The sequence below is a fragment of the Pseudomonas sp. genome, assembly GCF_048269965.1.
In the GTDB taxonomy this organism is placed as follows: Bacteria; Pseudomonadota; Gammaproteobacteria; order Pseudomonadales; family Pseudomonadaceae; genus Aquipseudomonas.
In genome coordinates, this window is record NZ_JBLWTV010000039.1 from 1 (window position 1) to 21,021 (window position 21,021).

Genomic DNA, 21,021 nt, shown 5'->3' on the forward strand with positions numbered 1-21,021 from the left:
TCTGCATCGGGCAAGGTTGTGCCGGCATGCTGAAAGCCATACCGCCGAAGGTCGGCAGCACGAGGCTAGCAATCATTACCAGGATCAATCCAATCCGACGCACAGCAATTCACCAAGCGGGGCTATAGGGCGACGATAGCAGATTGCCTCGAGGCATGAGCGCTCCTTTTGACGATAACAGCACTTCGTTGATTTGGATCAAATAGAGTGTCTAATCTCAAAGGGGGAGCTGATTTTGTAGCGGCGAGGATTGAAGCGCGGGAAAGGATCTGAATGACTCTGTTCGACTAACCAGAGGGCGTTGTGCATCAGGCTCTAGCGAGCCTTGGCCACCATTAACTGAGACCAGCGAGTGGTGTAGGCCGGGGAGAGCAATTCTCTGCGCATAGCCCACTCAGTTGGCTTGGCGATGCGTCCGGGCTGCAGTGTTCCACGGCCCCAGCGATTGTTGATCGCATCCAGGGTGCTCATCAGTCGCTCGGTTTTCACGGGCTGCTCGGGGGCGAAAAGATCCGGCGTGTACTCATTCTTGCGACACAGATCCAACAGCATCACCTGAGCCTTGGCGTAGCTGAAGCCCTCTCTGAAGACCTGCTGCAATCCGCCCTGAACAGCCTTGACGATCAGTCGGCTGTCGTCGGTTGGGTAGGGCAGTTGGCAGAGAACGCCGTCGGCGTATTTGGCCTCAGAGGGATTGAACATCCCGGTGCGCAAACTCACACGCACCTGCCTGCAGAGTGACTCCTGCTTGCGCAGCTTTTCAGCGGCGCGCGTCGCATAGCTGGTGACAGCCTCCTGAATGGGGGCTAGCTCACGCAGGCGCTTGCCGAATGATCTGCTTGAGCAAATCTCTTGCTTGGGTTCGATTTCGTTCTCGATTTCCAGGCACGCCACACCACGTAGTTCACGCACGGTTTTCTCGACGATAACGTTGAAGCGCTTGCGCAGCGTCCAGGCATCCATCTGTGCCAAGTCCCAAGCTGTCTTGATTTGCATGGGGTGCAAGGGATCGAGTGTTCGAATCACTCCGTCCCGACCAAAAAACCCTAGAAAATCCAGTCACTTAGCGGTGACTGGATTTTTTTATGCCTAGTGGTTTTGCGATGCCTTAGATTTTTGTGCCACTTTTTGTGCCACCGTATCTTTTGGTCCAAATTAACTCTATGAAGAGAGACCGACGGGGCGTTTTGTATCAATGAGTCGGGTTGGGCAATCGAGTCAAGCAGCAACGAGCTGCGTCAGTCACAGGCGCCCAAGTTCGGTTGCGACTAGGGTTGATGCGCTAGCTTTCATACCTTCGTCATGTTATTCGCCACCATCATTTGCCACTCCCTGACACTTGGTCTTTCTTGCATGCGGGCGTGCCAAGCTCGTAGGGCCGCACATTCATCGGGTACGGCAAGCTTGACCAATGACGCGAAGATCATTCCTCCGAGCAGCGCAATATCTGCCATGGAGAAGGTGGCACCGGCAACGAACGGCTGTTGCTCAAGCACGTCGTTGAAGTAGTGCATCCCTCTGATGGCTTTATCGCGCATGCGATTTCCCCATTCAGGGTTTTGGTATAGCTCTACGTCTGGCCCCAACCCTGGCGTTGCGTGATGAAAGTAAACGCTGACTGCATCGAGAAATTCGATTTCAGCGCGTTTTGTCATCATGTGAATGAGGCCTTTCTCTTTCGCAGTCTGCCCAGTAAGCGTGGGGTTGCCGTCGAGTGCGTCCAGGTATTGAGTAATCGCTGTGCATTCGGCAATGAGGGTGCCGTCATCGAGTTCCAGCACAGGCAATGTTCCTGAGTAATTGATCGCGAGGAACTCTGGTTTCTTATGCTCCCCCTTCCACAGGTTGACTGAGACGAACTCGACATGGTCAAGCAGTCCTTTCTCCGCCAAGGCGATTCGCACGCGAGCGGGGTACGGGCCATTGAACCAGTCGTAGATTTTCATTGCAGGGAGAACGGATATGTCTGAGTTGCGAGATGTAAGAGTCATGGGTTGCCTACCTGTCAGTTGGCAGGTAAAGATTGTGCCGGAAAATACATCCTGTCAATCCCTACCTTCCAGTTGGCAGGTAGGAGGCACAGCAGTAGACTGCCAAGGTCTATCGTAGGTGCGAGGAGTTGATCGTGACTGGCAATGCTCGAGAAGCCATCCTGGCTGCTGCGACAACGGCGGCTCAGTTGCATGGATACAGCGGTATCAATTTCCGCAGCATCGGTGAAACCGTAGGCGTGAAGAACGCCAGTATCTACTACCACTTTGCGAGCAAGGCCGACCTTGGTGCTGCGGTCGCAGAACGCTATTGGCGAGACACCGCCGAAGCCTTGCGATCCATACGCGAGTCGAATCCCGACCCGCTCGGCTGTTTGCTTGCTTACCCGTCGCTCTTTCGGCGATCGTTGGAGAACGGCAATAGACTTTGCCTCGCCAGCTTCATGGCTGCGGAATACGAAGACTTGCCGGAAGAAGTCGAGCGAGAGGTCAAGGCGTTTGCAGACATCAACGTGGAGTGGCTGACGCAGCTATTAGTTGAGGCAGGGCTGGAAGATGTCGAGCACCGCGCAGGCGCCATTTACGCTGCGGTTGCCGGTGCTCAGTTGATTGCGCGAACCCGCGTCGACCTGAAACTGTTCGACGAGCTGATCGACAGCTATCGAGAATCAGGCCTCATTCCTTCTCACGTTCCCCACGAGCAATGAGCGCTACTGAGAGAATTGCGGCTGCAGCATTACGTACAGCACAAGCCGAGGCGCTGTAGTGAAAGGCGATATTTTATTCGGTGCTATTGGCTATCTAGCGTGCATGCCGTCGCCAGTGAACATACTCACACAGAGATCCACAAAGCTGCGTACCTTGGGATCCATGTAGCGGCTGGATGCGAATACGGCATGTACTGGCGCTGGAATCTCTGCCCACTCGGGTAACACGGGCGACAAGACGCCATCCGTCACATATGGCTCCGCCATGAAACGAGGCAGTTGGGCGATTCCGAGCCCTTCGAGTACCAGATTCTTCGCGGCGATCATGCTGTTGACCGCGCAGCGAGGAGGCACTGCGATCTTCTCCGTCTGGGAGCTGTTGACGAGAGACCAGTTGGCGCGGCCGCGAGTGTTTTTCATGATCAGATCATGACGTTTCAAATCACTAACAGCGGACGGAGCGGGTTTCTCTTCCAAGTAATGAACACTGGCATAGAGCCCATAGACGACTTCACCCAGTTTTCGTGCTGAGAGCCCCGAGTCCTCCAACGTTCCTACGCGAATCGCGACGTCGAATCCTTCATGAATGATGTCCACCAGTCGATTGGTGTATTCCACCTCGACGGTGACCTTGGGTGCTACGCGCAGAAATGCTGCGATCCATTTGTCCACTACCATCGGCCCGAATTCGGAGCCTGCTGTGATCTTGAGCAACCCTTTGGGCTCTCTGGATTGCTGCGCAACCGCCGCTTCTGCCGCTTCTGCTGCCGTCAGGATACTGATGGCACGCTCAAAATAGTCGCGTCCCACCTCGGTCACGCTCAGGTGCCGTGTCGATCGGGTCAGCAGCCTGGCACCGAGCTTTTCCTCCATGCGCCGGACGATACGGCTGATACGGGCCTTGTCAGTGCCAAGTCGCTCCGCTGCTGCCGTGAATGAGCCGTCAGTCACAACGGCTGCGAAAACCTTCATTTCTGGCAAATCAATTGATGTGTTCATGGACAACAGTTTGTGTCTGTTTGCTGGGTTTATCGATTTATTGAGCAACTTTACAGTGCCCCTCACGCAACGGCTACCCAATTTCCATTGGGGCTGTCGCAGGGAGGAGTGATGCGGCTATTGCGCCTGTGCCGGCAATAGCTCATCGACTCTGCCTCATGCACCAAGGGCGCTGTATGCAAGGTCTCGAAACAGACAGTCGCTCACCATCGACGAAGGACATGAAATGACAGAAACAATCGGAATCATCGGCTCTGGCCTGGTAGGTAAAGCCGCCGCACGTCTTGCTGTGGCTGCAGGATACGAGGTGGTGATCAGTAACTCGCGCGGGCCAGAATCACTCTCGGAACTGGTCAAGCAACTCGGCCCACTGGCACGCGCAGGAACGGTCGACGAAGCGATTGCGGCGGCAGACATTGTCTCCATCGCCATCCCTTTGGCCGCCTTCGAAAATCTGCCGTCCGACAAGTTTGTCGGTAAGGTTGTACTCGATCAGACCAACTATTACCCGGGTATGGGTGGTTTCCGTCGGGAGGATCTCGACGATGCTCAGCTTACCTCTAGTGAATTGATGCAGCGCCACCTTCGCGGGGCGAAGCTGATCAAGGGGTTGCATAACCTCAGCTGGATCCACATGCAGAGCAATGCCCGCCCCAAAGGCAGCATCGATCGAACTGCTTTGCCAATCGCTGGCGACGACGCGCTGGCGAAGAAAACTGTGGCGCGTTTCATCGAAGCGATCGGCTACGACGTAGCCGACGCGGGTTCGCTCGCAGAAAGCTGGCGCATCGAGCCAGGTACACCAATTTACTTCTGGCGCTACGCTCCCGTCGTTCCGGATGGCGTGAGCAGCGATGAAGCCAAGCGTATCTATCAGCAACCGGGCGAGCCTGTATCTGTCGAAGAGGCCCAGATGCTTGTTGGCAATGCAGTGCGTCCGTCCCCAATTGGTGGAACCCTAGACGGTATGCCTCAGGTTCATATCGATCTGTTCCTCGAGCAGGCCAGCGCCGATACAGTCAAGCAGTAGCCTTTCCAGCCTGGGCACCTCTTAAAGGTGCCCAGGCTCATATCATCTCGCACTGTCTTATTTTCTCGTCTTTTACTGGCCAAGCACCTGATCTGGTTGGAGCATCTTCTACACCAGTATCCGGCGATCTCTCCGCAGTCTTGGCTTACGGCAGCTTTATAGCCTGTATTTATTGCTTTTTTATTGTTGTTTTTTGAGACAACAGTATTTGGATATTTTTGCTATTTAACAAAATTATTCGAGTACCTAAAGTGCTGTCTCCCGCAGTGAATGACAGTAGAGAGTGCAATGAAGATAGGCGTCCTCAATACCGGCAACATTGGCAGTCGACTCGCGCGCGCATGGGCCGCAGCTGATCACACTTTGCTACTCGCCAAGGACGGGGAAGATCGCAAGATTGCTCCGCTGCTGGTCGAGCTTGGCGAACGCGCTCGACTTGGAACCATCGAGCAGGCGGCCGACTTTGGCGAGGCTGTGCTGTTCTCGGTCTACTGGCCGCGGACAGACGCCGTGATCGAAGCCGTGGGCGACGCGCTCAACGGCAAGATCGTGATCGAAACCATGAACCCGCTCGGGGTAACCGATGAGTTCGAACATTTTCACGATCACGCTTTCATGCGCGATAGCTCGACCGCCGAATACCTGCAGAAACGACTTCCCGAAGCCAGGGTGGTGAAGGCCTTCAGCCTGCTGGCTGCCCCGGTACTGGAAGCAACTGCCTGGGCGGATTCGCCGTTCAAGGCGAGTGTCTTTTACGTGACTGACGATCAGGAAGCAGGGCAGGTCGTGCGGGGGCTGATTGAAGACGCCGGTTTCAATCCCGTTGATGCCGGTCCTCTGAAAGTTGCGCGTCAGCTTGAGCAGCTCGGTGTGTTGTTGCATCAGATTGCAGCGCACGAATACCAGGGCGATGCCGATCTGATTCGCCTGGCGTTTGCGGTTATCGAAGCGAGCCCAGGTCCCATTATGCGTGAGCGAGTTGTTTGACATAGACCAAACAAGCGCTGGCGATCAAATAAAGATTCTTTTACTGAGGAATTACCCAATGTCACAGCCACTTGCTAGAAAGACTGCTCTTGTCACCGGAGGCTCGCGCGGTATCGGTCGCGCCATTGCTCAACGGCTTGCACAAGAAGGGGCGACTGTCGCCCTTACCTATAATTCGAGCAAGGTGGGCGCCGACGAGGTCGTTGCCGCTATCGAGCAAGCAGGCGGGAGCGCCTTTGCCCTTCATGCCGACCTCGTTGATGCATCGGCGAAGCAATCACCCGCGGTATAGATCTCGGCCTGCTCACCGCAGCGAAGATGCGAGCACATACGCTGGTGGATACGACTCAGGAAACCCACCTCAAAAGCTCGCCTCTCAATAGCGCAGGGCAGCAGATCGCGCTCCGCGATCATCACTGCCCAGAGCCATCCGCTGCGAGCATTATCGAGCCAGGTCTGGGCCAGCCTCACGCCCTGGTCGAATGCCTCTCTGCAATCGGCAGCCCAGGTGATCTCCATACCTGGATGGCCGTCGTGAGGTGGAAGGTAGGTCATCACACCCTTGCTCATCTGGCACCTCCTCGAGCCTCGGAGAGGGCACGGCGATAGAGCACCACCATCTCATCAAGCAGATCCAGAGCTGAGTAAGCAGCGATGCGTGCGCGCAGATCCGCGGGCTGCAAGCCTTCAGGTTCAGCCAGCTGATCAAGCAGATTGCCGAGCATGACGCCACGTAGTTCAGCGGCAGCTTCAGAGGGTAGGGGAGAACGTTCGGATTCATGCAGCGGACTACGCTGCAGCGGGAAAGGTACAACGCAGGATTCGAACTCAGCCATGGCGCACCTCCTGATCAGAGGTGGACAGCAAGACCTGAAGCCCAAGGCGGAGCTCTCGGGTAAAAAAGGGGTAGCGCATTTTCCTTATGCTCCTCAGACGATTAAGGAGCCGCCTACCGCCGTTGCTACACGGTAATGGAGGCGGACCGTGCGGGGGTAGCAAACCGGCGTCCGAGGGAACCGGCCAGGCAAAAGCCTGCCCCACACGGTCCGCCATAGAAGTTAAGCAACCAAGCACGTCGAGTGCAGGCTACTCAAACTATGGCGCTACCGCGCCTCGAACGAATCAGGTTGCTACACCCGGTCGTGGGATTCACCACGACGGGCGCACTCTAGCCCGAGGGTTTCAGGATGGCAACCTACTGTGGCGTAGTTAGTGAGGTGTCGAGTCCGTCAACCTCGAGGCTTATGGGGTTGGAGGGCAGAGATCTCACTCCAGGTATGGCTATTGGCATACAGCCTTGCCTCCGTAATCAGCGAACCCGTCAGCTACGCGGGTAATCAGCCTCTGGAGGAGTACGCCATGTCTGCCAAGGAAGAGCAGTTGAAACAGTTGCTGGGTCTCATGGCTCGCAGCATGACCGAAATGACCGCGTCCGTAACCGCAATGGCCTTCGAATAACTGCGCAGCTAGGATGCAGCACGGCAGAGTTCAGCCAAGCGCATGAGCGAGCGCATGCAGGTCATCAATGAGGAGTTGGACCAGCAGTGGGAGTTGGTCGCCAACTAACCAGCCAGCGTGATCAAAAAGTACTGGTTCAGAAATTGGATATCTGTTCGGTTAGCGCATCGGAGCTGAGTCGCTGCAGGAGTTCGAGGAACGGCGTATGAACTTGATCTATGTAGCTCGCGCCGTTAAGCACTTGAAGGCCTGGCGGCTGGTCGGACCACCGGCCAAGAATGCAGCTGTCCCGCGGGGTTTGATAGCACTTCTCTCGCAGGCCGGGCCTGAGAGAGAAGAACGGCATGCACGATGGCTAGTCGACCCTGTAAACGGGCAGTCACGACAGAGCGCTCCCTGCAAGGGGGATAGAGAGCAGCTAGCACGGATCCTCCCTCGCTACGCAGATTTTTCTTACGAAGCGGGTACAAGGCGGCTGAGGCGAGCCTGATTTGTACAAACGATGGATGTGGCGATCACCTGGCTGATACGCCGCTCTGTAGAAGTCACCACGGGGCCGTCTGGTGCCTCTATCGACGGCGGGCTCTGGTCAGAACGTTCAGACGTTCAGCCATGGCTATTGGCCGTTTCGTAAAACTCATCTCTCATCAGTTGCGGCGGCTTGCCATAGGCGCGTAGAAACGCCTGGCGCATACGTTCGCGGTCGCCGAAACCGGTTTCGCGGGCGATCACTTCTACGGGGTGACGGCTCGTTTCCATCATGACGCGCGCGGCCTCCAATCGCAGGCTTTCGACTGCTTTCGCCGGCGTTTTCCCGGTTTCCTCGCGGAACACCCGGCTGAACTGGCGCGGGCTGAGTCGCGCAACATCTGCCAGTGCCTCGACCGAGAGATCACTGCGCAGGTTTTCGCGCGCATAGGCCATTGCCAGTTGCACGCGGTCGGATTTCGGGTCTATCTCCAGCAGCGCCGAAAGCTGTGATTGCTCGGCGCCTCTGCGCTGGGCGATGACCAGTTTGCGGGCTACGCGGCGGGCCAGGTCAGGGCCCAGGTCGTTCTCCACCATGGCCAGGGCAAGATCCACTCCGGCACTCATGCCTGCCCCCGTCCAGATCTGCCCGTCGACCACGAACAGCCGGTCATCATCGATTCTGACGGTGGGGTGACGTTTCTTGAACTCGGGCACGTGCAACCAATGAGTGGTGACCCGCTTGCCCTCCAACAGGCCGGCTTCTGCGAGCACGAAGACACCGGTACACAGTGATGCAATACGCCGCGATTGTGAGCTGGCGCTGGACAGGCAGGTCAGCAGCTCCGGGCTGGGTTCACCCAACTCCAGGTAGCCGCTGACGATGATGGTGTCATAGCCAGCCAGGCCGAGCGCCTCGGTATTGACCGAGAAGCCCTGAGACGACACCACGGTTCCACCTGCCTCCGATACCAGGGTGAATCCGTAGACCGGCTCGCCATGCAGAAGGTTGGCGCACTCGAAAACGGAACCGACCGACAGGCTCAGCGCCTGGAATTGCGGGTAGACCACCAGCGCCACGGTATGCATCGATCATTTCCTTTCTGCGGGCATGCGTCGATTGTCGGAGGGCTAGGTGGTTTGCGCAATCGGCTCGCGGTGCATGTCCGAAATCCTTGCGGATATGACATTGCTGCTGTCGGTAGCGATTCCTAACATGGCCCCAACGAACTAGACGACTGGTCTACTGAGACAGGCAGCCATGACAACCACTGACAGCAACCAGACCCGGCAGCGCATCTTCGACGCCGCCCAATCGATCATCGCCCGCAAAGGTTTCTCTGCTGTTGGGCTCAATGAGGTGCTGAATGCCGCGGGCGTGCCGAAGGGTTCCTTCTATCACTACTTCGCTTCGAAGGACGCGTTCGGCACGGCGCTGCTGGAGCACTACTTCGAGACCTATTTGGCTGACATGGATCGTATTTTTCAGGACCCGGCAATCAGCGCCCATGACGCGCTGATGCGTTACTGGCAACTGTGGATCTCCAACCAGAGCAGTCAGGTTGAGTGCGGTAAATGCCTGGCCGTGAAGCTGGGCGCTGAAGTCGCCGATCTTTCCGAACCGATGCGCCTGGCACTTGAGCGCGGTACCGCGCAGATCGTCGAGCGGCTGGAGGCTGCGATCAGCAAAGGTGTGGAGGAGGGCACGCTCACCATCGTTGCTACGCCCGCTCAGTTGGCACTGAGGCTCTATGCGATGTGGTTGGGGGCCAGTGTGATGACCAAGATCACCCGTACGGCCCATGCGTTCGAAGAGGCCCTGCTGCAGACACGAAGTCTTCTCGATAACCAGTGAACCCATGACCGGCAAGGGTCGGTCGAAACCAATGCAATGCTCAATATGAGGCAATGATCATGAACGTTCTGATGGTACTGACATCCCACGACAAGCTGGGTAATACCGGCAAGAAAACCGGCTTCTGGCTAGAAGAGTTCGCCGCCCCTTACTACGTCTTCAAGGACGCCGGTGCCGACATCGTGCTGGCCTCGCCAGCCGGTGGCCAACCCCCTCTGGACCCCAAGAGTGATCTGCCGGACTTCCAGACCGAGGCGACCCACCGTTTCGCTGCCGATCCGGCCGCGCAGCAAGCCCTGGCCAGCACGCTGAAACTCAGTGAGGTGAAGGCTGAGGATTTCGACACGGTGTTCTACCCGGGCGGCCATGGCCCTCTGTGGGACCTGGCCGAGTCGGCCACCTCCATCGCGCTGATCGAAAGCTTCGAGCGCGCCGGCAAGCCAATCGGCTTCGTCTGCCATGCTCCGGGCGTGCTGCGTCACGTCAAGGCTGCGGATGGCGAGCCGCTGGTCAAGGGTCGCCGGGTGACGGGTTTCACCAACAGCGAAGAGGCCGCTGTCGAGCTGACCGACGTGGTGCCTTTCCTCATCGAGGACGAGTTCCAGGCACTTGGCGCGCACTATGAAAAAGCCGGCGACTGGCAGCCGTTCACCGTCGTCGACGGGCGCTTGGTCACCGGTCAGAACCCCGCCAGCTCAGAGTCCGCGGCCAGCGCCTTGCTCAAACTGCTGGCTTGATTCGCGCAATCTGCAGGGTTCAGACGAACCCGTGCAAGTAATGAGCGGGCGCACTGTGCGTCCGCTCTGAGCGCCTGCGATTGCATTGGATCACGAAGTAACGCCTGAGCGGTCTCTCTACTCCGAGAGGTCGCCCCCCCAAAAAATCATCGAGCCGTTGGGCGCCAGGTGCGTCCATTCGCGCCCGTGCGCCTGTCGATAGGTGCAGGCGCCTGAACAACAGGATAGAAATCATGAAACACGCTGCTCTGTTTACCCCCACCGACATGGGGCGTATCACTCTCAAGAACCGCATCGTGCTGCCGCCGTTGACTCGTCAGCGCAGTGCCCAGCCAGGCGATGTCGCGACTGATCTGATGGCCACTTATTACCGTCAGCGTGCCGGTGCCGGTTTCATGGTCAGTGAGGGCACCCAGATCGAACCGCGTGGCCAGGGTTATGCCTGGACGCCCGGCATCTACAGCCCGGCTCAGATCGATGGCTGGCGCAAGGTGACCGAAGCGGTGCATGCCGAAGGTGGCGTGATCTTCGCCCAGCTCTGGCACGTCGGTCGCGTGTCCCATAGCGCGCTTCAGCCTGATGGGCAGGCGCCCGTGGCGCCATCCGCAATTCAGGTGCAGAAGGTCAAGGCGTTCATTCAGACCGGCCCTGGTGTCGGCGAGCTGGTTCAGCCGTCGCTTCCGCGTGCACTGGAGTTGGCTGAAATCCGCGATCTGGTCGGGCAGTACGCCCAGGCGGCACGCAATGCCATCGACGCCGGTTTCGATGGCGTGGAGATTCACGCAGCCAACGGCTATCTGGTCAACCAGTTCATCTCCGCACATTCCAACCAGCGCGATGATGCTTACGGTGGCTCGCTGGAGAACCGCCTGCGCTTTTTGCGCGAGATCGTCGAGGCCGTGGCCGCTGCCGTAGGCGCGGATCGCCTTGGTGTGCGCTTCACCCCGTTGTTCACCGGCACCGATCAGGACCGGGTGTACATCGGTCTGGTCGAAGAGGACCCGCACACCACCTATATCGAAGCCATCAAGGTGCTGGAGGCAGCCGGAGTGGCCTATGTGTCGATCGCCGAGGCCGACTGGGACAACGCGCCGGACCTGCCCGAGAGCTTCCGCCGCGACGTACGCGCGAACTTCAGCGGGAAGATTCTCTACGCCGGTCGTTATACCGCCGAGCGTGGTGAGCGGCTGATCGAGGCCGGGCTGGCCGACCTGATCGCATTCGGTCGTCCCTTCATCGCCAACCCCGATCTGCCTGCACGCATCGCCAATGGCTGGCCGCTCAACCCACTGGATCCTGCCACTGTCTATGGTGGCACGGAGAAGGGCCTGACGGACTACCCGAGCTACTCGGACTGACCTTCACATCTGGCGGCGTGGCCTCGATGCGAATGTACGAGGACACGCCTGCGTATCTTGGCTGGCTGCGGGGGCCGTGTTCCGTCAGTGGCAGCAGTGATCCTGTGTATCGTGGCCGTGGTGTCGTTTCTGGCCGGGCCGGATGCGGCCTGGGTCAATGGTCAGGTATTGCGCGCCAATGGCGGATTGGTCTGATGCGAGAGGGCTGCGATGGATGACGCACCTTGTCGCCAAATGCTGGCAAACTTGCGCTTCGTTTTTCGACAGGAGTCAGTCGATGCCCGCCAGCCCGGAGTTGTCCCCCGGCCTTATCGTCATTCACGGCAACCACCTCGAAGAGCTGCGTGCGCTGGCGGTGCAGTGGATGCGGCGCTATCCGTTGCGGCCGCTGGAGAACGAAGTGCTGCTGGTGCAGAGCAACGGTATCGCTCAGTGGCTCAAGCTGGCGTTGGCCGAGCGTGATGGATGCGGGATTGCCGCCGCGCTGGATGTCGATCTGCCGGCGCGCTTTCTCTGGCAGGCCTACCGCAATGTGCTGGGCAAGGACGCGATTCCGCAGCAGTCACCGCTGGACAAGGCGCCGCTGACCTGGCGTCTGATGCGGCTGTTGCCGGAGTTGCTGGCCGATGAGGCGTTCGCGCCGTTGCACCGCTTCCTGGCGGATGACCAGGACCTGCGCAAGCGCCACCAGTTGGCCGAGCGCCTGGCCGATCTGTTCGACCAGTATCAGGTCTACCGCGCCGACTGGCTGGCGGATTGGGCCGCGGGACAGGACCGCCTGCGTACCTCGCGCGGTGGCGAGCGGATGCTGGAGGGCGATGCCTGCTGGCAACCTGCACTGTGGCGCGCCTTGCTGGCGGATGTCGGCGAGCAGCACCTGGCCGAGAGCCGCGCCGGCGTGCATCCGCGCTTCGTCGCCCGCATGGGCGAGCTGGACGCGCCGCCGCCCGGGCTGCCTCGGCGCATCAGCGTTTTCGGCATCTCCTCGTTGCCGGCCCAGGTACTGGAGGCGCTGGCGGCCATGGCGCGCTTCAGCCAGGTCATGCTCTACGTGCACAACCCCTGTCAGCACCACTGGGGCGATATCGTCGAGGACAAGGATCTGCTGCGCCACGAGTACCGCCGGCAGCAGCGCAAGGTCAGGCCAGGTGCCCAGATCGGCCTGTTCGAACAGGAGGACATGCATCAGCACGGGCAACCGCTGCTGGCCGCCTGGGGCAAGCAGGGGCGCGACTACATCAACCTGCTGGATCAGTACGACGAGCCGCAGCGCTACCGTGAGCAGTTCGAACGCATCGACCTGTTCAGCCCGGCCCGCGCGAGCAACCTGCTCGGCCAACTGCAGAACGACATCCTCGACCTGCGTCCCCTGGCGGAAACGCGCAGCGTCTGGCCGCCGGTCGACCCTGCGCATGATCATTCACTGCGTTTTCACATCGCCCACAGCGCCCAGCGCGAAGTGGAGGTGCTGCACGACCAACTGCTGGCCAGCTTCAGTGAGGATGCCACGCTGCGGCCGCGCGATGTGATCGTCATGGTGCCGGACGTCAATGCCTACGCTCCGCATATCCAGGCCGTGTTCGGCCAGTTCGCCAGCGACGATCCGCGTTTCATTCCCTTCACCCTGGCCGACCAGGGGCTGCGCGGCAAAGAGCCGATGGTCATCGCGCTGGAGCACTTGTTGCGCCTGCCGGACAGCCGCTTCAGCGTGAGCGAGATTCTCGACCTGCTGGATGTCGCCGCGCTGCGTCAGCGCTTCGCCATCGCCGAGGATCAGTTGCCCACTCTGCGCCGCTGGCTGGAAGGCGCAGGCGTGCGCTGGGGGCTGGACGCGACCCAGCGGCAATCGCTCGGCCTGGGCGATGACCTGGAGCAGAACACCTGGCGCTTCGGCCTGCGGCGCATGCTGCTGGGCTACGCGGTGGGCACGGCGGATGCCTTCGCCGGCATCGAACCCTATGACGAGATCGGCGGGCTCGATGCCGCGCTGATCGGCCCGCTGACGCGCTTGCTGGAAACCCTCGAGCGGCATCTGCAGCAACTGCGCGAGCCGGCTACGCCGGGGCAGTGGGGCGAACGCTTGCGCAGCGTGCTCGATGATTTTTTCCTGGCGCAGAACGACCGTGAAGAGGTGCTGACGACTCAGCTGCTCGATGCGCTGGATGCCTGGCTGGAGCTGTGCGAGGCCGCGACGCTGGATGAAGCGCTGACGTTGCCGGTGGTGCGCGAAGCCTGGCTCGACGGGCTCGATCAGGGGCGACTGAGTCAGCGCTTTCTCGCCGGTGCGGTGAATTTCTGCACCCTGATGCCGATGCGCGCAATCCCGTTCCGTCAGGTCTGCCTGCTGGGCATGAACGATGGCGACTATCCGCGCAGCCAGGCGCCGCTGGATTTCGACCTGATGGCTGGCGATTACCGCCCCGGCGACCGGTCGCGCCGCGAGGATGACCGCTACCTGCTGCTCGAAGCGCTGCTGGCGGCGCGTGATCGTTTGTATATCAGCTGGGTAGGGCGCAGCATCCGCGACAACAGCGAGCGCCCGCCGTCCGTGCTGGTTGGCCAACTGCGTGATCACCTGGTCAGTGCCTGGACGCTGGTCGGTGGTGGCGACCTGCTGCATGGTCTGACCACCGAGCACCCCTTGCAACCCTTCAGCCGCCGCTATTTCGATGGTCAGGCGCAGCTGTTCAGCTATGCCCATGAGTGGGCAGCGCTGCATGGCCAGGCCTCCACCCGCGAGAGTGCTGCGTCCTTGTCGGCCTGGGAGGAGGGCCGACAGCTCACGCCCGAGCTGTTGCAGTCGTTCCTGCGTGATCCGGTGAAGTGTTTCTTCACCCGCCGCCTCAAGGTGTTTCTCGATGAGCAGCAGCAGGCGCAACTCGACAGCGAGCCGTTCGCCCTCGACGGTCTGCAGCGCTACCAGTTGCAGGAAATCCTGCTCAAGGCGGCGGTCGCTGGCGAGGGGGACAGCGACGATGCGCTGAGGTCGGCAGCCGACCGTCTGCAGCGCAGTGGTGTTCTGCCGCTGGCCGGCTTCGGCGAACAGTACCGCAATGCCTTGCTGGAACCTCTGCCGGCGCAGGTGCAGCGTTACCAGGGGCTTTGCCTGTGCTGGCCGACCCAGCTGGAGTCGCCGCAGCGCCTGACGTTCAGCGCAGCCGGTGTTGAACTCGACGGTTGGCTTGCCGGGCTGCGCCAGCAGGCCGACGGCAGCCTGGCGCGTCTGGAGCTGCTGCCAGGCGCGCTGCACAAGGACAAGAGCTGGAAGTGGCATCGCCTGCTGCGGCCCTACGTGCTGCACGTCATCGCTGCGGCTTGCGGCGTGCCGCTGACCACCCTGCTGGTCGGCGAGGATCGCAGCCTGGCGTTCGAGCCTTTGCCGGTGGAGCACGCTGCCCCTGTGCTGAGCGCCTGGCTGGAGGCCTGGAATGCCGGCATGCAGGCGCCGTTGCCGGTCGCCCTGAAAACCTCGCTGGCCTGGTTGCAGGACAACAACGAGGACAAGGCGCGCAGCGTCTATGAGGGGAGCTACAACCTCTCAGGTGAAGTCCAGGGCAGCGCCAGCCTGGCCCGACAGTTCCCGGACTACGTTGCGCTCACCGCCGACGGCCAGTTTCCGGCATGCAGTGAGCGGCTCTACCAGTCGCTGCTCGACAGCAATCCCCAGGCACTCGAGGAAGACGCAGCATGAGTCAACAGCGCCCTCTGGCCCTGACGTTTCCCCTGCACGGCAGCCGCCTGATCGAGGCCAGCGCCGGCACGGGCAAGACCTTCACCATTTCCGCGCTCTACCTGCGGCTGATCCTCGGTCACGGCGGTGAGGCCGCGTTTCGCGAGGCCCTGTTGCCGCCGCAGATTCTGGTGGTGACCTTCACCGATGCGGCCACGCGCGAGTTGCGTGACCGGATTCGCGCGCGGCTGGTCGAGGCCGCGACGGTATTTCGTGGCGATGCCCAGGGCGACGACCTGCTACGCGAAATGCGCAGTGATTTCACCCAGACGCAGTGGGACGAGTGCGCCCGCCGCCTGGAGTTGGCGGCGCAGTGGATGGACGAGGCGGCGGTGTCCACCATTCACGGCTGGTGCCAGCGCATGCTGCGTGAGCACGCCTTCGACAGTGGCAGCCTGTTCAGCCAGACCCTGGAGACCGACCACAGCGAACTACTGGCCGAAGTGGTGCGCGATTACTGGCGCCAGCACTGCTATCCGCTGCAGGGCGCGGCGCTGCAATGGGTGGCAAGTGCCTGGGGCACGCCCGCCGTGCTGGGAGCGAAGCTGCGACCGTTGCTGAGCGAAGAGGGCGAGGTGTCGGCGCAGGCGCTGGGCGAACTGCTCGACAGCGCATTGCAGCAGCGCGAGCAGGCGCTTGCCGAGCTCAAGTCGCCCTGGCTGGCCTGGGCCGATGAGTTGCAGCTGTTGCTGGATGCAGCGGTGGCGGCCAAGCAGGTCGATGGCAAGAAAATCCAGGCGCGCTTCTACAACCCCTGGCTGGCCAAGTTGCGTGAGTGGGCCGGCGGCGACGAGTCGCGTCTCGACCTGGGCACAGGCTTCACTCGTCTGACCCCCGACGGCCTGGCGGAAGCCTGGAAGGGCGAAGTGCCGGGTCATCCAGCGCTGGACGCCATGGCACTGCTCAAGGCGCAACTCGATGCCCTGCCTGACCCCGCTGATGCGACGTTGCGACACGCGGCAGCCTGGGTTCGCCAGCGCTTCGACTGGGAGAAACGCCAGCGTGCGGAGATGGGCTTCGACGACATGCTCCTGCGCCTGGACGCTGCCCTGCAAGGCAGCAACGGCGCGCGCCTGGCCGAGGTGATCCGCCGCCAGTTCCCGGTGGCGATGATCGATGAATTCCAGGACACCGACCCGCTGCAGTACCGCATCTTCGATACGCTCTACGAGGTAGAAGCCAACCGCGACGACTGCGGCCTGTTCATGATCGGTGACCCCAAGCAGGCCATCTATTCCTTCCGTGGCGCCGACATTCATACCTATCTGCGCGCACGTCGGGCGACGTTCGGTCGGCACTACAACCTGGAGAAGAATTTCCGCTCCAGCCAAGCCATGGTCGATGCCGTCAACGGGGTTTTCCTGCGTGCCGAACAACGTGACGGCGGCGAGGGTGCCTTTCTGCTGCGCGACGATCTGCCTTTCATCGAGGTGGGCGCGCAGGGCCGGCGCGAAGTCTGGAGTGTCGACGGCCAGCCGCAGCCAGCCCTGACGGTGTGGCAGCTGGCGAGCGACGAACCGGTTGCCAAGGGCGCCTATCTGGATGCCCTGGCAGCCGGTGCGGCCAGCGAGATCGTGCGCCTGCTGGACCTGGGCCAGCGCGGGCAGGCCGGCTTCAGCAAAGAGGGCGCGCTGAGTGCCTTGCGGCCCAGCGACATCGCAGTGCTGGTGCGCGATTTCAACGAGGCGCAGGCCATTCGCGGCGAGCTGGCTGTGCGCGGCGTGCGCAGCGTCTACCTCTCCGACAAGGATTCGGTTTTCGCGGCCCAGGAGGCGCGCGACCTGCTGCTGTGGCTGCGCGCCTGTGCCGAGCCGGATCAGGATCGCCCGCTGCGTGCGGCGCTGGCCAGCGCGACACTGGGGCTGGCTTTGAGCGAACTGGAGCAGCTCAACCTCGACGAGCGCACCTGGGAACGCCGCGTCATGCAGTTTCGCGACTACCGCCAGCGCTGGCAGCGCCAGGGTGTGCTGCCGATGCTGCGCCAGTTGCTGCAGGACTTCGAGCTGCCGCAGCGGCTGATGGCACGTGACGATGGCGAGCGGGTACTGACCAACCTGCTGCACCTGGCCGAACTGCTGCAGCAGGCTGCCGCCGAACTCGATGGCGAGCTGGCGCTGATTCGCCACCTGGGCGAGCTGCTGGCCGGTGAGGGCCAGGCTGCCGACGAGCAGGTGTTGCGCCTGGAGAGCGACGAGGCACTGGTACGGGTGGTGACCATCCACAAATCCAAGGGCCTGGAGTATCCCCTGGTGTTCCTGCCATTCATCTGCGCCTTCCGCCCGGTGGATGACAAGAAGCCGCTGCAGGTCCACGACGGTGAACGTCGCCGGCTGGTGCTCAAGGCCGATGAAGACAGCCTGGCGCGCGCCGAGCGTGAGCGCCTGGGCGAAGACCTGCGCCTGCTCTACGTGGCACTGACCCGTGCCCGTCATGCCTGCTGGCTGGGCGTAGCGGATCTGAAGATCGGCAACGGCAAGAAGTCGCGCCTGCATGAGTCGGCGTTGGGCTACCTGCTCGGTGGCGGCGCGTCGCTGACAACCAGTCACGAACTCACCGCTTGGCTCGCACCCTTTGCCGCTGGGCTGGAAAGCACCGTGACGCCGGTGCCGGCCGCCAGCGAGCAGCGCTATCGCATGATCGAAGACAAGCAGTTCGAGCCGCACTGGCGTACGCCTGTACGACGCGCCGCCGAACATTGGTGGATCGCCTCCTACAGTGCGCTGCGTCTGGATGAGGACGCACCTCGCCAGGCCAGCCGCCACGAAGACGCCGCACCCGACAGTCCGGCGATGCAGAACGCCGTCGACGATGAAGATCCGTTGCTGGCTCTGGCGCCGCTGCCGGCATCCGCTCAGGGGCTGCATCGTTTTCCGCGCGGACCGAACCCCGGCACCTTCCTCCACGGCCTGCTGGAAATGGCGGCGCAGGAAGGCTTCGCGGCGCTGGTGCAGGATCCTTCGAGGCTGCGCGAGGCGCTGGCCAGGCGCTGCCAGCGTCGTGGACTGGAAAGCTGGATCGATACGTTGCAGGACTGGCTGCTGGCGCTGCTGACCCAGGCGCTGCCGCTGGATGGCGCGGATAGCGTCGTGCTGGCGCAACTGACGCAGTATCAGCCCGAGCTGGAGTTCTGGTTCGAAGCGCGTGGGGTGGACGTCAGGTTGCTGGATCAGTGGGTGCAGCAGTGCGAGTTGCCGGGTATCGCCAGGCAGCCGCTGCGTGCCGACACCCTCAACGGCATGTTCAAGGGCTTCATCGATCTGGTATTCGAACATCAGGGGCGTTACTACGTGGCGGATTACAAGTCCAACTGGCTCGGCAGCGACGATGGCGCCTACACCCGTGAAGCGATGGAGGTCGCCATCGTCAGCCATCGCTACGACCTGCAATATGTGCTCTACGTGCTGGCGCTGCACCGGCAGTTGCGTCTGCGCCTGCCGGATTACGACTACGACCAGCATCTGGGGGGCGCGCTCTACCTCTTTATCCGCGCACCGCTGCAGGGCGTTTACCTGGCCCGGCCGCCTCGCGAGCTGATCGAGCGGCTGGATGCACTGTTCATGGGCGAAGTAGTGGAGGGCGCGGCATGAGTGCGATGTTGGCGCCGGCGCTGCGTGATCGCGCCGAACTCTTTGCCCTGCTATCGACATGGAGCGAACGTGGCTGGCTGCGCGAGCTGGATCGGGCGTTGGCGCAGCTGTTCGCCGAACTGGATGCGGATGCTTCGCCCTTACTGCTGCTCGGCGCCGCACTGGCCAGCCATCAACTGGGGCAGGGGCATGTCTGTCTCGACCTGGCGGCCACGCTGGCTAATCCCGATTTCATCCTGTCTCTGCCACCGGAAGGTGAGGACCCGCAAGAAGCGATGATCCTGCCGTCGCAGGTGCTGGCCGGGCTCAGCCTGGAGTCTTGGCTGGCGGCTCTTGCCGGCAGCTCGCTGCTGGAGTGCGAAGGCGCGCCACTGGTGCTCAGCGGTGCCTGCCTCTATATGCGGCGTTACTGGAACTATGAGCGTCAGGTGGCCGGCAACATCGCCCAGCGTCTGCAGGCGAGCGCTGCGGCCCCCGTCGATCTGGCGGCGCGTCTGGCTTCACTCTTTCCCGATGCGCTGGTGGTGGACGGCCAGCGCCTGACCGATTGGCAGAAGCTGGCCTGCGCCATGGCCGCTCAGGGGCGCTTCACGCTGATCACCGGGGGGCCCGGAACCGGCAAGACCACCACGGTAGTACGTCTGCTGGCGCTGTTGCAGGAATCCGCCATGGCCACTGGCGAGCCGCTGCGCCTGAGTCTTGCGGCGCCTACCGGCAAGGCCGCCGCGCGGCTGACCGAGTCCATCGGCGCGCAAGTGCAGTCGCTGGCACTGGACGAGCGCGTGCGTGAGCAGATTCCTACGCTGGTGACGACGCTGCATCGCCTGCTGGGCAGTCGTCCTGGCAGTCGCCATTTCCGTCACGATGCGGCCACCCCCTTGCCACTCGACGTGCTGGTGGTCGACGAGGCGTCGATGATCGACCTGGAGATGATGGCCAGCCTGCTGGATGCCTTGCCGACGCATGCGCGTCTGATTCTGCTGGGCGACAAGGATCAGCTCGCGTCGGTGGAGGCCGGTGCGGTGCTCGGTGACCTGTGTCGCGAGGCGGAACGTGGTGGCTACAGCGAAGCCACGCGCAATTGGCTGGAAAGCCAGACGGGGGAGCAACTGGAAGACCCGTCGCTGGTATCCGGTGACCAGGCGCTGGCACAGCATATCGTCATGCTGCGCCATTCACGGCGCTTCGGCAGTGGCTCGGGCATCGGGCGCCTGGCGCGCGCGGTGAACCAGAGCGACGCGCAGGCAGCCCGTGCAACCCTGGCGGCAGGTGCGGACGACCTGCATGTGCTGCGCCTGACGGGCGAGCAGGATCGCGCGCTGGAGCGACTATTGATGGACGGGCAGGGCGACGGCGAGTCTCGTCCGCAGGGCTATGCACATTACCTGCAGCTGATGCAGGCCGAGCGTCCCGCTGCAACTGCCGATTCCCATGCCTGGGACGGCTGGGCCGGTAACGTCCTGGCGGCGTTCGACCGGTTCCAGCTGCTCTGTGCGGTTCGTAAAGGTACATGGGGCGTGGAGGCGCTTAACGAACGTATCGCCGAAGCCTTGGTGCGCCGTGGCCTCCTGGAGCAGGCGCATGGCTGGTATGAAGGTCGGCCTGTGCTGGTAACGCGCAATGACTACAGCCTTGGGCTGATGAATGGCGATATCGGTATCGCGCTGCGCCTGCCGGAACCGCCTGAATCTCCAGGTGCAGCTGAACGTCAGGTACTGCGGGTGGTGTTCCCGCGCAATGACGGCAGTGGCACCTTGCGCCATATCCTGCCCAGTCGCCTGAGCGCGGTGGAGACCGTGTTCGCGATGACCGTGCACAAGTCGCAGGGTTCGGAGTTCGCCCATTGCGCCTTGATCCTGCCCGACAGCCTCAACCCGGTGCTGACCAAAGAGCTGATCTACACCGGTATCACGCGAGCGCGTCACTGGTTCAGCCTCATTGAAAGTCGCCCAGGCATCTTCGAGCAGGCCGTGCAGCGCCGCGTGGAGCGACGCAGCGGGCTGCGTGAAGCACTTGAGTCATAAAACTGCAAAATAAGCTTGACGTGCATTCTGCTGGCGGTAGAATGCGCGCCACTTCAGCGATGAAGCTCTTCAAAAACTTCTTGTTAATCA

Annotated in this window: 15 protein-coding genes and 2 pseudogenes; 11 read left to right on the forward strand and 6 right to left on the reverse strand. The window is 61.6% G+C overall.

The features are described from left to right. Positions 1–315: 315 nt before the first annotated feature. Positions 316–1,005, reverse strand: a pseudogene (locus tag ACN0X6_RS24365) (DUF4113 domain-containing protein); the annotation flags it as partial. Between the two features lie 284 nt (positions 1,006–1,289). Beyond that, a complete protein-coding gene (locus ACN0X6_RS24370; RefSeq protein WP_417707899.1) occupies positions 1,290–1,991 on the reverse strand; it encodes a glutathione S-transferase in 702 nt (233 codons plus the stop codon). A gap of 134 nt (positions 1,992–2,125) precedes the next feature. Here ACN0X6_RS24370 and ACN0X6_RS24375 point away from each other — a divergent pair, with 134 nt between their 5' ends. Next, positions 2,126–2,698, forward strand: a complete 573-nt coding sequence (locus ACN0X6_RS24375; RefSeq protein ID WP_417707901.1) for a TetR/AcrR family transcriptional regulator — start codon at positions 2,126–2,128, stop codon at positions 2,696–2,698. A gap of 90 nt (positions 2,699–2,788) precedes the next feature. Here ACN0X6_RS24375 and ACN0X6_RS24380 read toward each other — a convergent pair whose 3' ends face one another. Further along, on the reverse strand, positions 2,789–3,697 hold the full coding sequence (locus ACN0X6_RS24380; protein ID WP_417707903.1) for a LysR family transcriptional regulator: 909 nt from the start codon (positions 3,695–3,697) through the stop codon (positions 2,789–2,791). 226 nt (positions 3,698–3,923) lie between these two features. Between ACN0X6_RS24380 and ACN0X6_RS24385 the strand changes: the two genes are divergently transcribed. The 3 genes from ACN0X6_RS24385 to ACN0X6_RS24395 all read left to right on the forward strand — a co-directional run bounded on the left by ACN0X6_RS24385 (position 3,924) and on the right by ACN0X6_RS24395 (position 6,006). After that, positions 3,924–4,727 carry an NADPH-dependent F420 reductase gene (locus ACN0X6_RS24385; RefSeq protein WP_417707905.1) on the forward strand — a complete coding sequence of 268 codons (804 nt, stop codon included), beginning with the start codon at positions 3,924–3,926 and terminating at the stop codon, positions 4,725–4,727. Between the two features lie 288 nt (positions 4,728–5,015). Beyond that, positions 5,016–5,714, forward strand: coding sequence for an NADPH-dependent F420 reductase (locus ACN0X6_RS24390; protein WP_417707907.1), 699 nt, complete (start codon positions 5,016–5,018; stop codon positions 5,712–5,714). A gap of 58 nt (positions 5,715–5,772) precedes the next feature. Then, on the forward strand, positions 5,773–6,006 hold the full coding sequence (locus ACN0X6_RS24395) for an SDR family NAD(P)-dependent oxidoreductase (protein ID WP_417707925.1): 234 nt from the start codon (positions 5,773–5,775) through the stop codon (positions 6,004–6,006). Here the strand turns inward: ACN0X6_RS24395 and ACN0X6_RS24400 are convergent. The 3 genes from ACN0X6_RS24400 to ACN0X6_RS24410 all read right to left on the reverse strand — a co-directional run bounded on the left by ACN0X6_RS24400 (position 5,958) and on the right by ACN0X6_RS24410 (position 8,729). Continuing rightward, entirely contained in the window at positions 5,958–6,284 is a 327-nt protein-coding gene (locus ACN0X6_RS24400; RefSeq protein WP_417707909.1) for a LasR-specific antiactivator QslA, read from the reverse strand. The genes ACN0X6_RS24395 and ACN0X6_RS24400 overlap by 49 nt on opposite strands. After that, entirely contained in the window at positions 6,281–6,550 is a 270-nt protein-coding gene (locus tag ACN0X6_RS24405) for a hypothetical protein (RefSeq protein WP_417707910.1), read from the reverse strand. Before ACN0X6_RS24405 ends, ACN0X6_RS24400 begins: the two co-directional genes overlap by 4 nt. Before the next feature lie 1,228 nt (positions 6,551–7,778). Then, positions 7,779–8,729 carry a GlxA family transcriptional regulator gene (locus ACN0X6_RS24410; RefSeq protein WP_417707912.1) on the reverse strand — a complete coding sequence of 317 codons (951 nt, stop codon included), beginning with the start codon at positions 8,727–8,729 and terminating at the stop codon, positions 7,779–7,781. A gap of 172 nt (positions 8,730–8,901) precedes the next feature. Here ACN0X6_RS24410 and ACN0X6_RS24415 point away from each other — a divergent pair, with 172 nt between their 5' ends. The 7 genes and pseudogenes from ACN0X6_RS24415 to recD all read left to right on the forward strand — a co-directional run bounded on the left by ACN0X6_RS24415 (position 8,902) and on the right by recD (position 20,931). After that, positions 8,902–9,495, forward strand: coding sequence for a TetR/AcrR family transcriptional regulator (locus ACN0X6_RS24415; RefSeq protein ID WP_417707914.1), 594 nt, complete (start codon positions 8,902–8,904; stop codon positions 9,493–9,495). A 59-nt stretch (positions 9,496–9,554) separates the two neighbouring features. Continuing rightward, a complete protein-coding gene (locus ACN0X6_RS24420) occupies positions 9,555–10,232 on the forward strand; it encodes a type 1 glutamine amidotransferase domain-containing protein (protein ID WP_417707916.1) in 678 nt (225 codons plus the stop codon). A 233-nt stretch (positions 10,233–10,465) separates the two neighbouring features. Then, complete coding sequence (locus ACN0X6_RS24425; RefSeq protein WP_417707917.1) at positions 10,466–11,590, forward strand: alkene reductase; 1,125 nt, start codon at positions 10,466–10,468, stop codon at positions 11,588–11,590. A gap of 108 nt (positions 11,591–11,698) precedes the next feature. Next, positions 11,699–11,785, forward strand: a pseudogene (locus tag ACN0X6_RS24430) (3-ketoacyl-ACP reductase); the annotation flags it as partial. A gap of 82 nt (positions 11,786–11,867) precedes the next feature. Then, on the forward strand, positions 11,868–15,281 hold the full coding sequence (recC, locus tag ACN0X6_RS24435; RefSeq protein WP_417707919.1) for an exodeoxyribonuclease V subunit gamma: 3,414 nt from the start codon (positions 11,868–11,870) through the stop codon (positions 15,279–15,281). Beyond that, positions 15,278–18,907, forward strand: a complete 3,630-nt coding sequence (gene recB / locus ACN0X6_RS24440; protein ID WP_417707921.1) for an exodeoxyribonuclease V subunit beta — start codon at positions 15,278–15,280, stop codon at positions 18,905–18,907. The genes recC and recB overlap by 4 nt, the downstream gene beginning before the upstream one ends. Next, the gene (gene recD, locus ACN0X6_RS24445) at positions 18,904–20,931 is read left to right on the forward strand and encodes an exodeoxyribonuclease V subunit alpha (RefSeq protein WP_417707923.1); all 2,028 of its coding nucleotides are present in this window, start codon (positions 18,904–18,906) and stop codon (positions 20,929–20,931) included. The genes recB and recD overlap by 4 nt, the downstream gene beginning before the upstream one ends. Positions 20,932–21,021 lie beyond the last annotated feature (90 nt).